Consider the following 12,290-nt stretch of genomic DNA (forward strand, 5'->3'; position numbering starts at 1 on the left):
TGAGGCGGGCCTACCTGCCACGCGCCACGCGGGCAGGTGGCGTGATCATGGGCGCCGAAGCGGGCACGGCTCTTGGGCGGTATGCCCGGGGGGCGGCGCCCTGGGAGGCTGTCACCCGCCGGTAGGCGTCGATGGTTTCCTTGAGCCGGTCGACTGCGTCGTCCCGACGTGCGGCGAGGATGTCGATCTGTGTGCCTCTGTTCTGCAGGACACCCAGGGAGTTGATCGACGTGTTCCCGGCAGCAGCGTACGTAAGAAGGGATGCCGCGCTCTGGGCGGCGGCGGTGAACTGCTCGTGTACGTGGTCCAGGTGGCGCGCGGCCGTGTGCATGAGCTCGGCGATGACCAGCTCGGGGCCTTCGGTGTGCAGGCGGCCAAGGAATCGAGGCGAGGCACCGAGGGCTTCGTGCACCATATGGGAGCCGGGGCCGGCGGATGGTGGAAGGCTGGTCGGGTTGTCCATGGAGGTGGGGATCCGGGGATTGAGGGACTGTTGGCACATCTCGGCCGGCGATCAGTGCATTCGGGCATCTGTGTCGAAAAGTGCCAGTTCGTGCGGATGTAGCAGATGTTGAACAATGAAGGATCGTCCGGCGACCTTCCACAGGCCCCTGCCGCGGTTGAGATGCGAGATAGCGTCGGCTTCCACCGAGGTCAGTCCCAACAGTGCTGCGGCGGCGTGGAGTTGGTCGGTCTCCTGCCGGTAGATGATGCGGGTGGAGCAGTCGGCGAGCAGGCCCTCGGCCAAGGCGCGTCCGCGGGATCCGGCGTCGCCGGCGGTGAGCAGGTCGGACAGCCGGTGGATCACCATCAAGTTGGCGATGCCCAGGCCGCGGCTCAGTTTCCACTGGGACTGCATCCTCGCGAGCAGGCCGGGGTGGCGCATCAGCCGCCATGCCTCGTCGTAGACGATCCAGCGCCGACCGCCGTTCGGGTCGGACAGTGCGGATTCCATCCACGCGGAGGCGCACGTCATGGCGAGGACCAAGGCGGTGTCGTCGCCGGCGCCGCCGAGACGGGACAGGTCGATCGTCAGCATGGGCGAGTTGGGGTCGAAGGCCACGGTGCTGGGGGCATCGAACATTCCGGCGAGGTCGCCGTGGACGAGGCGGCGCATGGCGTGGGCGAGGTCGCGGGAGGCGTCGCCGAGGCGGCCGGACATGACGCCGCCGGCCACATCGAGTTCGGCGGGGTTGTTGAGGGTCGCGGCGATGTCGCCGAGCAGCGGGGTGCGTCCGCTCGCGGCGGCGCGGGTGACGACGGCGTCCAGGGCGACGTCGAGGCCGGTGTGCTCCATCGGCAGCAGGTCCCGCCCGAGCACGGTGCGGGCCAGGGAGCCGAGCAGCAGCAGACGCCTCTTGCGGATCTCGCCCGCCCAGTCGGTTTCGGAGACGCTGTTGGGCCGTGGCGCTGCGTCCAGCGGGTTCAGCTTGCCTGGCAGCCCCGGTCCGAGCGCGATGGAGGTGCCGCCCAGCGCCTGCGCCACAGGCGTCCACTCGCCCTTGGGATCACATGGGACGTAGACGCGGTAGCCGAAGGCGATGGAGCGCAGCGCGAAGCTTTTGGCGAGCGCGGACTTGCCCTGTCCGATGACCCCGGCCAACAGCACGTTGGGGTTGGTGAAGCCCTCGATCTTGCCGTAGAGCGCGAAGGGGTCGAAACAGAAACTGGCTTCGGCGTGAACGTCGCGGCCGATGTAGATGCCCTCGGCGCCCAGCCCGCCCTCGGCGAGGAAGGGGTACGCCCCGCTCGCGGTGGCCGTGGTCATGCGGTGGGCGGGCAGCTTGATCTTGTTGTTGCGGGAGGACGCAGGGCCGGGGCGGCCTGCGAGTGGGAAGAGCGGTGACGGCATCGCCCGCTCCTCCGTCACGGTTCCGGTGGTGTGGGCGGCTGCTTTGACGCGGGCCTTCGCGGCGGCCTCGGCGAGTTGTCGGCGGGCGGCTTTTCGGGCGGCGCGGTCGGCGCCATGCGGGGTGAACAGGGGGCTGGCGCTGGCTCGGCGCGCGGGCCGGTGACTCATGGCAGGGCAGCTTTCACAAGATGGCGGGCTGGAGCGGAACGGGAATCAGACGACCGGTGAGGCGCTGAACAGGAGCGGCTTGCGGTAGCCCGCGCCGTCTCCCGACCAGTCCAGTTCGATGTAGCCGTCGGCGAGGTACTGGTACCGGCCGCTGGCCTTGGTCTTGAGCGTCCCCGTCTCGTACGAGCCGTTGCCGTTGCCACTGCTGTGTTCGAGCGCGTGTTCCAGGCCGGTGTAGTTGGCGTACTGCACGACCGGGTCCGTGCCCGCGGTGGACTTCTTGGTCTGCAGGTGGAACCTCGCCTTGTTGAAGGTGAGGCTGCTGTGCTGGTTGGCCGCATAGGGGCCGTCCCAGGTGACCTTCGCTGTGGTGTAGATGTTGCTGCCGCTTCGCTTGCCGCAGAGCGTGACGTCGAAGTCCCAGTTGTCGGAATCGGGGCCGTTGTACGACGGGTCGTCGACGGTGTAGCTGCTGGTCTTGCAGTGGTAGCTCGCGGCTGAGGCGGGCGCGGCCGTGGCCAGGGCGGCGGTACCGGAGAGCGTGGCGACGATGAGGGCCGCGGAGGTGGAGCGCTTGAGCTTGCGCATGCAGGGCCTTTCGGTGGAGCGGACTACTGGCTGCAGGTGGTGGTGTGACCGGGCGCCGGAGTGTTGAGGTCGCTCGGCGTGGTCTTGCGGCGGACGACGTGGCCGGCGGCGAGGTGGCGCTGGCAGATGGTCAGGACGGGCGGTCCCTCGGGGAGCCGCTCGGGGTGGCACTCGGTGTCCGTCGGGACCGCGTCCGCCACGGGCAGGAGATGGAAGGCGTCGTGCACGGCGGCGCTGGCCTGCCACAGCCGGGTGTGCGCGGTAGCCAGATGCCGGCCCGCGGCGGGATACGGCGGCCGGGTGGTTTCGGCGAGCTGGTCGAGCAGCTGGTGCAGCGAGGTCAGATGGGCGTGCAGCACGTCGAGGTGCACGCGGTCCGCAGGCGGAGAGGGACGTTCGGGGCGCGGGGCGCGGGCGCGTGTGTGGTGGCGGATGCCGGCGCTGGCGGCCCGCAGGTACGGGTACGCGTCGCCGACGGGGATGGCAGAGGTCAAAGGGGAAGAGTTCCTTCCTGCCGCGGGTGGCAGGACGTCGGCTGGTGCCGGGCGTGGGGGCTACAGGGCCGTGCGGGCGAGCGGGAGGGCGCCGAGCGTGAAGGCGTCGGGCTGCTGGAAGTTCAGTCGCCGCAGGTCGACCTGGGCGGTGACGGCAGCGGTTTCGATCTGCGCGCAGGCGGCGTCGAGCAGGGCGTCGGTCTCGGCGGAGACGGTGAGCAGTCCGGTCAGGGCCACATCGGCATGTCCGGCGATCAGCTGGCGCTCGCGGGTTTTGACGTCCGCGTACTCCACGCTGTCGGCCTCGGAGTCGACCTGTCCGCGCCGCGAGCGCTCGGTTGCGTCGGCGATGATGGCCGCCTTTTTGCGCTGGACGTCGCGCATCGCGGACTCAAGCCCTTGGGGCACGTATATAAGGGAGAGGGTGCGCCGGACTCCGGCGGTGAACATCAGGCCGTGCAGGAAGCCCGCGGATGTCTCGGTGCGGGGCCAGTCCTCGACCCAGTAGGTGGCGTGCCGGGCGGAGTCGGTGGCGAGCCGGTCGTACTCCTCGACCTGGACCACGGGCCCGGCGGCGGCCGGGTCCGCTTCGGCCCTTCCGGACTCCGACCACTGCTGCAGCGCGGACAGTGCCTTGGGGTCGTAGGCGGTGCGGATGACGGCGGCGATCTCGCGCGCCGAGAGCCAGCCGGTCACCATGAGTCCGGCGCTGCGTGCGGCCTGTGCGATGGAGCTGGTGGTCTGTTCGAGCACGGTGAAGGCGCCGGGTAGCCCGCCGCCGGCCTGGTTGATGAGGCGCTTGGCGGCCTTGAGGTCGAGGGATATCGCCACGTATGCCTCGTGCGGGGCGGCGGCGGGCCCTGCGGAGGCGACCAGATCGCTGTAGACCTGTCCGGCGACCGGTGTCTCGGGGTGGCCCTGCTGGCTCCAGTGGCGGGAGAGGGTGTCGCCGCTGTCGGGCACGGTGCGTTCCAGGACCTGCACGGTGGCGACGTGTCCGGTACGGGCGATGCCCGCCAGGGCTCGTCCCCACCCCGCGACGTTGTGGTTCTGCGTCGCGGGGTCGAGGAGAGCGAACGCCCTGCTGGAGACCCGGGCGACGGCGGTCAGGGTCTGATGGTGCGGGTCGTGTACGGCGGCGGCGCCGTTGGCGGAATCGCCTGGGGTGACCACCCGCAGTGAGGCGGCGGTGCCGGGCAGATGCAGGACACCGTCCTGGCGGGGCCGGGTGACGGGCCGGGCGAGCCACAGGGTCTGGCCGGTGCGGCGCCGCTGGGCGAAGCGCAGGACGATCGGTGCCCAGTCGATGAGCGAGCGGCCGTGTCGACGGATGGCGACCAAGGCGGCGACCACGGCCCACAGTGGTGTCAGGGCGATGGCGCCGAGCAGGCCGGTGGAGACCACGGTGGCCAGAAGAAGAGCCAATGCGCACGAGACCAGCACGAGTTGGGGCAGCGACAGGCCGAGCAGGATGCCGCGCTTCGACCGGTGGGGGAATTTGACGGTGAGCGGGGTGACGGTGAGATCAGACAAGGGCCGTTCCGGGGGTGCGCGGGCGGTGGCCGGGGCGGCACGCGGCGAGGAAGTGCGCGGTGTGCCGCCCCGGAGTCGGGCAGGGGCTACAGGCCGGTGGGCGGGGGCGGCGGCGCGCCGGTCCCGCTGGAGGTACTGCCTGAGTCCGGTGCCGGAGGAGCGCCCTGGGGCGGGGGCGAGGATGCGCCGGCACCGGGCTGCGACATGAAGCCGCTGCCTCCGGTTCCGGAGGGCGATCCGGAACCGTTGCCCCCTCCGGGGGCGCCGCCTACCTGACCGCTGGTGTCGTCGCTGGGACTGGTCGGGGGTGGCTGGACGGCCTTCTCCACGCCGTTCTTGAGCCCTTCGGCCCCGGAAGAACCCTGAGAGCCTTGGCCTTCCTTGCCGCTGTCGCCTCCGGTGGGGTTGGCGGCGATGTCGCCCGGGAACCCGCCGCCTCCGGCGGCATCGGGGCCCTGCGGGGCGCCGCCCGCTCCTGCTGCCGCTCCGCCCGTTCCGGCGGTGGCCGCAGCGGCAGCGGCCTTGCGGCCCGCCTTTTCGGCGTGCTGCCGGGCGAGCTGAGCGCCGGCGCCACCAGCACGGTGAATCGATTCTCCGTCCGCGCCCTCGGATGCCCAGTGCACAAATTTGAATGTTGCGTACGGGCAGAGGAGGACCAGAACCATGATCACGATGCCCGCCATGACGTCGGCGAGCGCTCCGAGGCCGTCCTTGGCCTCGGTCTTGCCCATGGCGGCGATGCCGAGCACGAAGATGATGGTCATCAGCAGCTTGCTGACGACGAGGGTGGCGGTGGCTTCGATCCAGCCGCGGCGCCACCGGCGGGTAACCTCCCAGCCGCCACCCGCGCCAGCGAAGATCGCGAGCGTGACCATGACCAGAATGCCCACCTTTCTGACCATCATGACGCACCAGTAGAGGAAGGCTCCACAGGCGGCGCCGAGCCCGGCGAACACTGCGACCAGCCAGCCCAGACCGGATAGGGCGCCGATCTGCGACACCTTCACGATGCGGCGGACGGCTGTTTCGATGGTCAGGTGCGATGTTGCGAACAGGCCGGCGCTCAGGGCGTCGACGACTTCGATGGCGACGGTGGTCAGGGCGATGGCGCAAAACGCGAACAAGACGCCGGATATGGTGCCGGTGAACGCCTGGGTCAGAGCCTGGCCGTCGCGTTTGACGGCGGCTCGGATGAGCTGCGCGCAGAACGTCCCGACCAGGACGACCAGGCCGATTGGCAGCAGCATCTCGTAGTTGTCGCGGAACCAGCTGGCGTTCAGGTCCACCTTGGTGGTGGCGTTGACAGCCTTGGCCGCGAGGTCGGCAGCTACCGCTGCGAGTTCGCCGGTGCTCTTGGCCATCCAGTCGCCGACGGCTTTGACGGGGTTGCTCGCGAAGTCGACGGCGTCACCGGCAGCGCACACTTTGTCTGCGAGGGGGAAGTCACAGAAACCCAAGGGAAGTCGTATTCCTTATCTATTGGCGGGAGTGGGTCACTGCGTGAGGCCGGGCGCGAGGCCGGCCAGACGGCAGTCGTGGTTGGGCCGGCACTGCACGGCGAGGGTCGCGGCGCGTTCCTCGGCTCCGCCGCCGCCCTTCTTCCATTCGATCTGCTGGCGCCCGTTGACGGTGACCACGTAGATGTACGCCTCGGTGATCGCGGAGGGGTTCTCGGCGAGCGCCTGCTTGAACGCGCTGGGGTAGTGGCCTTCGGTGACCGTGCCGGTGGCGTGCTGGTTCTGGTCGGCCATGCGTGACCACAGCAGTGGGTCGGGTACCTGGCCGGAGACGGACGCCCAGTCGGCGTACGTGGTCTCCTTGGTCATCCACGCTCCCATGCCCGCGAGCTGCTGGTCACGGTCGGTGTCGCGGGTGTCGTACGACCAGAGCATCGCCGCTGCCGCCTTGGCGAAGGCGACCGGTTCGCTGATCTGCGGTGGCTTGGGCACCGAACCTGACCCGGTCGCGGGTTCCGGGGTGGCCTCGGAGGGTGAGGAACTGCTCGACGGGGACGGTGCGTCGGTGTTCTGGTCGTGCTCGCTGCGGCCGGTGAACCAGGCGGTGGTGGCGGCGATGATGAGCAGCGCGGTGATGAACAGGGCGACGATCGTGACGCGCTTATTGGCCGACCAGGTCACGCCGTACCCGGGCAGGGAGGGGAATCGTTTCTGCATCAGTGGATCTGCGACCCCAGGTTGCTGAAGAACGCCACGATTCCGTTGGCGGCGCCGAGGCCGAGCGCGGCGCCGGCGGCCACGGTCGCACCTTTCTTTCCGTTGGCCTCGGCCTGGTGGCCACCGGTGTGGTGGCCCCAGGCCCACACGCCGAGGGACACGGCCAGAGCGCCGACGACGGCCACGATGCCGAAGAGATTGATCGAGTTGACGACGTTCTTCAGCACGGCCAGGCCGGGGAGGCCGCCGCCCTTGGGGGAGATGCCTGGGTCGTAGGCGAGGAAGACGACGGCGCGGTCTGCAAGAGGTATGGGTATGGGTATGGCAGGGCTCCTTGCGGGCGCGGGCCGGGCAGAGGCCGGCGGAGAGAGATGAGCGAAGGGGGGAGTGGCGCGCGGGCCGCGAGAGGAGGGCCCGGCTCGGGGCCGCCCGGGTTGTGCCTGGGCGGCATGCGGCGTCAGAGGACGCGGCGCGCGGCGAGGATGTCCCAGTCCTTGATCGCAGTGATCCGGGTGGGCTTTGATGTGCGTGGTGCCTCGATGACGAGGCCCTCGCCCATGTACATCCCGACATGCTCGGGCCGGGCGGCGGTACCGCGGCTGAAGATCAGGTCTCCGGGCTTGAGGTTCTTCGCCGAGACGGCTTTACCCTCGTTGACCTGCGTGTACGTGGTGCGGGTGAGCTTGACGTCGGCATGCGCGTACGCCTGCTGCATCAGCGAGCTGCAGTCGCAGCGCTTCATCGGGTCGGGGCCGTGGGCGTCGGTGCAGGACCCGCCCCACTGGTAGAGCGTGCCGAGCTGGTGCATGGCCCATTCGATGGCCGCGCGAGCCTTGGGGTCGGCGTCCTTGGGGATCTTGTATCCCTTCGGCACCTTGCCCTCGGGGATCCGCCCGAAGGACGTACCGTCCTTGCCCGGTGTGCAGCTGCCGGCGCCGGACGCCGGCTCCGTGTCCTTGTCCTTGGCGGGCTCGTCCTTGCCGGCGTTCGGGAACGTCTTGGCGATGGCCTTTTGCAGCGCGGTGGCGAGGTCCTCCCACTGTGCGTACGCGTCCGGGTAGCCGGAGCGCTGCACGGCCTGCGCGGCCTGGGTGACGTTCATCTGCTGCCAGCCGTTGACCTTGAGCAGATGCTTGTAGAACTGCTCGGACGCGTACACCGGGTCACGGATCTGCTGCGCGGTGCCCCACCCCTGGCTGGGGCGCTGCTGGAAGAGACCGAGGGAATCGTGGTCTCCGGAGCTGAGGTTGCGCAGCCGCGACTCCTGAATCGCGGTGGCGATGGCGACGATCTGGCCCTTCGCAGGCACGTCGAGGCTCAGGCCGGTGGCCACGATGGTCTGGGCGTTGGGGATCTGCTCGGCCGGAAGGTCCAGGCCCTGGATGTGGATGTCCTTGCCGGAGGCACCGTCGAGGATTTTGGTGACTTCCTTGGTCACCTCGGCGGTGTCGAGGCCGGTCAGGCATCCGCTGAATGAAGCGGTGGTCGCGGCTTCGCTGGAGGACGCCATCATCATGGCGGTGCCGGAGAGCAGTAGGGGGGATAGGAAGACGACGCCGATGCCGGCGACTATGCCCTTCAATCCGGCCTGCCTCCCGGCAGACGGTCAGTGGCCGGTGGACGGGGGGCGGGCAGGGGAGGGTAGAGCGATGTCACAAGCGTGGTCCTTGGTAAGGTCCCGGCGGCGCGTGCGTCGTTGAGGAAAGGCGCGACGGCCGGGGTGGTGGGTAGGTCGGGGCCCGGGTGCATGGGTGCGAGTTGCCGCTCGCACCGGCACGGGGCGTCGGGTCAGGTGTGCCAGGACATGGGAAATCTCCGTGAAGGCAGGGACGGGGATGTGCCATCGACGGTGTTCGTCGGGCAGTTCCAAAACAGTAGGGGCGGATCCCCGGTTGCCGAAATCGTCTCTGATCAAGGCCCCATTCTGGGGTTTTCGGCGTCGATAGCGCTCAACCGGGGATCGTGCCCTACAGTTTTGGCTCCTCCCCTCGCCTCCCCGCTGCGCGGACCGCGGAGCCTTCTTGCCCGCATTCGGTCCAATGGGTCTCATCCAGGCGAGCCGGAGCGTCTATCCCCCCGCCTCCCGAACCGAATTGGGGTACCTCTTTGCCTTTTTCCCTGCACCAGGGCGACGCACTCGGCGTCCTCGCCGAGCTGCCGGACAACTGTGTCGACTCCGTCATCACCGATCCGCCGTACAACAGCGGCGGGCGGACGGCGAAGGAGCGCACGAGCCGGTCCGCGAAGCAGAAGTACACCTCCGCCGACGCCGGGCACGAACTGCCTGACTTCACAGGCGAAAACATGGACCAGAGGAGCTACGGCTTCTGGCTGACCCAGATCATGACTGAGGCGCACCGGCTCACCAAGGTCGGCGGGACCGCCCTCCTCTTCACTGACTGGCGACAGCTCCCCATCACCACGGACGCCATCCAGGCCGCCGGCTGGCTCTGGCGTGGGGTGCTCGCCTGGCACAAGCCGCAGGCCAGGCCGCAGAAGGGGCGCTTCACCCAGAACTGTGAATTCATCATCTGGGCCAGCAACGGGCCGATCGACGCGGCCCGTAACCCCGTCTACCTGCCCGGCCTCTACAGTGCTTCGCAGCCCAGCGGCAAGGCACGGCAGCACATCACGCAGAAGCCCGTCTCCGTCATGCGTGAGCTGGTGCAAATCGCTCCGCCGGGTGGCACGGTGCTGGACTTCACCTGCGGATCCGGCTCGACCGGAGTCGCGGCCCTGCTGGAGGGCCGTGACTTCATCGGTGTCGAGAAGAGCCAGACGTACGCCGAGATCGCTGCCGACCGGTTGACCGAAGCACTGCAGCAGAGCCTCACCCAGGATGACTTGACCCTCACGGTCTGAGGCATCGTCTGCTGCGCGTCGTGGCGCGGCTCGGAGTGTGCTCTGTATGCGCCCGCTCGTGCCGCGCGCAGCGTTATAGCAGCCAAGTCCCGGTTACCGAAACCGGGGATTCTCAGGATGGTAGGAGCCGTAATTCACGCCCTATGGCTGCGGCTCAAGGAGGCCCCTTTTCGTGCCTGAATCCATAAATCCCCCGGACGACGGGGAGACGGAACCGGTCCGGCTTCCGGACTCCGAGCTGGAAAGCATCGAGGCGAGCGTCCGCAAACTGTTGGATCAGTCCGCGGAGCAGGCCCGCCAGCTCGACAGCCTCGCCTCCGAGCCACCTCCTGCGGACTTGCCGTTCGGCGCCTTCGGGATGCCGGGCATGTCAGGGTTCGGGGGCCTGCCGTCTCCGGCAGCCCCGCCCGAGGCCCGCCCGATCCTTGAACTGGAGGGCGAGGAGTACGAGGACGAACTGGACTCCCTGTCCGACTGGGTGGATGACTTCCTCGTCCGGGTCTACGGGGCGGAGGTCACGACCGCCGCGCCGTGGTGCGAACAGTGGCAGGAACACGCGGATGTGGTCGCCTGGCTCCATGCCCTCTGGCTGGCTTACCAGCAGCACACGGATCCGGAGGCGGGTCCGGCCGGTCTGTTCGTCTGGCACCGGGACTTCCTCACGCACGCCATGGCCACCGTGCGAGCGGCCGGAGGCCCGCTGTCCGCGTGCATGACCGACCCGGACCGGTCCTCGCACCGCCTGCTGCCCGGCCCGCCGCCCTCGAACCGGACCACCGCCACGGCCGAAGAGCCCGAGGAGAACAGCGAGCCCGGCCAGGCCGACGGATGACGGGCCACGAGGACCGGCCGGCCTTCGGTCTCTCCTTCGACCCTCGCGCCTTGACCGACCTCCTCCAAGCCCCCAGCGACATCCGGGACCTGGCCCTCGCCCAGCTCCAGGACGTGGTCAACGCACGTCTCTCCGGCACCAAGCTCACCCGCGACCTTGTCGGATGCCGCAAGGTCTACATCGATCACCGCAACGCCTGGCGCATCGTCTACGCCCAACGGCCGGCGCCCGCGAACTCCACCCACACCACCGAGATCCACGTCGTGGCGGTACGTCCGCGCGAGGCACACGACGTGTACGACACCGCCCGTGCCCGCCTCGGCATCAGGCGGCACCCGCTCGGAGAGCGCACCCACGCCGCTCGCACCCGCTCACCGCAGCTGACCACGCGCCAGCCCATACCCAAGCCCGGTCCGCCGCCCCATGCGATGCCCGGCCTTCCCCGACCCGCCTCCCCAACCATGAAGGGCCCCGTTCGTTGACGCAGTTCCCCACCCTGATCGACCAGGTTGCCGCCGCCGTACTGGCGCCGACCGAGATCACCGAGAACCCGCACCACCGCGCCATCCTCGACCTGTTCGTCGAAACCCAGGACCTCGACCGTCAGCTCGCCGAGCTGGCCGCCGCAGACCTGCCCGGGGTCAGCGCCGGCGAGCAGCTGGACACGCTGACCGACCTGCTCGTCGAGCGCATGGCAGCGGGTGCCGAGCTGAGCGCACTGCTGTCCACCTCCTGCTGCTGCGCCCTCGCCTTCGAGCCCGAACCGCCGGGTGAGTACAACCCGCCGGAGGACGAGGAGCCCGACTTCGACCCGGACTTCGAGGACTTCGACGACTTCGAGCACCTCGAGGGCATGGACGACTTCGACGACCTCCCCGAGGAGGCGGTCGAGGAATTCCTGTCCTGTCCCAGCCGCCCGGAGACCATCGTCCACGCCTGCCTCGATGTCTTCGACGCCCACGACGCCCCGGAGTACGTCAGCTCCGCGGAACTGGTCGAACGCCTGCGTGAACTGCCCGGTCACGCCGATACGCGCTGGCGCTACGCCGACCTCAACGCGTTGCGGCTGTCCCTGATCCTGCGACGTTCCTACGGCGTCCAGTCCCACAGGCCGCGGGCGGCCGACGGCAGTCGCTACCGGGCGTTCCGGCACGCGGACCTGCTGGCCGCCCTCGCGGGCTGACCCCGCTGACGCACCCCGCCCTTGCGCAGACCCGCCTGGTGACGGCGGCGGACGGGGACCTGGTCGCCGCCTTCCACGCGCAGTGCTCCGAGGCACACCTGCTGCGCCGCTGGGGCCGAACCAGCCTCCTGCCGCGTGACCTGGCACGGCTGCTCGACCAGGCGAGATGCTGGATCGGACTCGGCGCTGACGGGCGGCCACTGGCCCTCGTCTGCGTCGGGCCCGTCAGCCGGGAGCCAGGCGTCGCCGACCTGGGACTGCAAGTCGCCGACGACCACCACCGCCAGGGCATCGGCACGGCCCTCGCCTGGCAGGCGTCAGCCGTCGCCCGCGCACGCGGAGCGCACACCCTCACTGCGTTCACGCAGGCATCCAACACGGCCATGCTCCGCCTCATGAACAGGCTGGGCCCGGCCCGGCACACCCGCGACGGCGCGTACGTCGAGGTCCGCGTCGCTCTGGACGCGTCCGCTCCCGGTCCAGAAATCCCTCCGCCCTGACCGTTCCCCGCCGCGCCGGCCCACCCGGCACCGTGCCCGCAACACCTCTGCCCCCGGCCTTTCCCGCCGTTTCCCATCCCCGCCGCTGAACGGCGCCCCGCGCC

Annotated in this window: 14 protein-coding genes; 5 read left to right on the top strand and 9 right to left on the bottom strand. The window is 69.6% G+C overall.

The annotated features are described in order from the left end of the window. Positions 1–10: 10 nt before the first annotated feature. From EDD93_RS23630 to EDD93_RS23670, 9 genes are all read right to left on the bottom strand, one after another. The gene (locus EDD93_RS23630; RefSeq protein WP_148083890.1) at positions 11–463 is read right to left on the bottom strand and encodes a hypothetical protein; all 453 of its coding nucleotides are present in this window, start codon (positions 461–463) and stop codon (positions 11–13) included. A 51-nt stretch (positions 464–514) separates the two neighbouring features. Further along, on the bottom strand, positions 515–2,020 hold the full coding sequence (locus EDD93_RS23635; protein ID WP_123527053.1) for an ATP-binding protein: 1,506 nt from the start codon (positions 2,018–2,020) through the stop codon (positions 515–517). Between the two features lie 45 nt (positions 2,021–2,065). Continuing rightward, entirely contained in the window at positions 2,066–2,608 is a 543-nt protein-coding gene (locus EDD93_RS23640) for a hypothetical protein (protein WP_123527054.1), read from the bottom strand. Positions 2,609–2,631: 23 nt separating this feature from the next. Next, positions 2,632–3,102, bottom strand: coding sequence for a DUF6238 family protein (locus EDD93_RS23645; protein WP_123527055.1), 471 nt, complete (start codon positions 3,100–3,102; stop codon positions 2,632–2,634). Between the two features lie 60 nt (positions 3,103–3,162). After that, positions 3,163–4,635 carry an SCO6880 family protein gene (locus EDD93_RS23650; protein WP_123527056.1) on the bottom strand — a complete coding sequence of 491 codons (1,473 nt, stop codon included), beginning with the start codon at positions 4,633–4,635 and terminating at the stop codon, positions 3,163–3,165. An 86-nt stretch (positions 4,636–4,721) separates the two neighbouring features. Beyond that, a complete protein-coding gene (locus EDD93_RS23655; protein ID WP_123527057.1) occupies positions 4,722–6,092 on the bottom strand; it encodes an ATP-binding protein in 1,371 nt (456 codons plus the stop codon). A 36-nt stretch (positions 6,093–6,128) separates the two neighbouring features. Then, entirely contained in the window at positions 6,129–6,809 is a 681-nt protein-coding gene (locus EDD93_RS23660; protein ID WP_123527058.1) for a hypothetical protein, read from the bottom strand. Then, entirely contained in the window at positions 6,809–7,126 is a 318-nt protein-coding gene (locus tag EDD93_RS23665) for a DUF6112 family protein (protein ID WP_123527059.1), read from the bottom strand. Before EDD93_RS23665 ends, EDD93_RS23660 begins: the two co-directional genes overlap by 1 nt. 140 nt (positions 7,127–7,266) lie before the next feature. Next, complete coding sequence (locus EDD93_RS23670) at positions 7,267–8,391, bottom strand: C40 family peptidase (RefSeq protein WP_123527060.1); 1,125 nt, start codon at positions 8,389–8,391, stop codon at positions 7,267–7,269. A gap of 524 nt (positions 8,392–8,915) precedes the next feature. Here EDD93_RS23670 and EDD93_RS23675 point away from each other — a divergent pair. The 5 genes from EDD93_RS23675 to EDD93_RS23695 all read left to right on the top strand — a co-directional run bounded on the left by EDD93_RS23675 (position 8,916) and on the right by EDD93_RS23695 (position 12,186). Then, positions 8,916–9,671: a site-specific DNA-methyltransferase gene (locus EDD93_RS23675; RefSeq protein ID WP_123527061.1), complete on the top strand. Its 756-nt coding sequence runs from the start codon at positions 8,916–8,918 to the stop codon at positions 9,669–9,671. Between the two features lie 172 nt (positions 9,672–9,843). Further along, positions 9,844–10,503 (top strand): DUF4913 domain-containing protein, encoded by a 660-nt coding sequence (locus tag EDD93_RS23680; RefSeq protein ID WP_123527062.1) that lies wholly within the window; start codon positions 9,844–9,846, stop codon positions 10,501–10,503. Beyond that, positions 10,500–10,985, top strand: coding sequence for a hypothetical protein (locus tag EDD93_RS23685; protein WP_123527063.1), 486 nt, complete (start codon positions 10,500–10,502; stop codon positions 10,983–10,985). The genes EDD93_RS23680 and EDD93_RS23685 overlap by 4 nt, the downstream gene beginning before the upstream one ends. After that, entirely contained in the window at positions 10,982–11,686 is a 705-nt protein-coding gene (locus tag EDD93_RS23690; RefSeq protein ID WP_123527064.1) for a DUF3631 domain-containing protein, read from the top strand. The genes EDD93_RS23685 and EDD93_RS23690 overlap by 4 nt, the downstream gene beginning before the upstream one ends. 38 nt (positions 11,687–11,724) lie before the next feature. Next, positions 11,725–12,186 carry a GNAT family N-acetyltransferase gene (locus EDD93_RS23695; protein ID WP_123527065.1) on the top strand — a complete coding sequence of 154 codons (462 nt, stop codon included), beginning with the start codon at positions 11,725–11,727 and terminating at the stop codon, positions 12,184–12,186. Positions 12,187–12,290: the final 104 nt, after the last annotated feature.

This window comes from Streptomyces sp. 840.1, from assembly GCF_003751445.1.
GTDB lineage: Bacteria > Actinomycetota > Actinomycetes > Streptomycetales > Streptomycetaceae > Streptomyces.

Excerpts from the sequence above, each read along its gene's own strand:
- EDD93_RS23630 (WP_148083890.1), bottom strand. The coding sequence starts at position 463 with ATGGACAACCCGACCAGCCTTCCACCATCCGCCGGCCCCGGCTCCCAT.
- EDD93_RS23635 (WP_123527053.1), bottom strand. The coding sequence starts at position 2,020 with ATGAGTCACCGGCCCGCGCGCCGAGCCAGCGCCAGCCCCCTGTTCACC.
- EDD93_RS23640 (WP_123527054.1), bottom strand. The coding sequence starts at position 2,608 with ATGCGCAAGCTCAAGCGCTCCACCTCCGCGGCCCTCATCGTCGCCACG.
- EDD93_RS23660 (WP_123527058.1), bottom strand. The coding sequence starts at position 6,809 with ATGCAGAAACGATTCCCCTCCCTGCCCGGGTACGGCGTGACCTGGTCG.
- EDD93_RS23685 (WP_123527063.1), top strand. The coding sequence starts at position 10,500 with ATGACGGGCCACGAGGACCGGCCGGCCTTCGGTCTCTCCTTCGACCCT.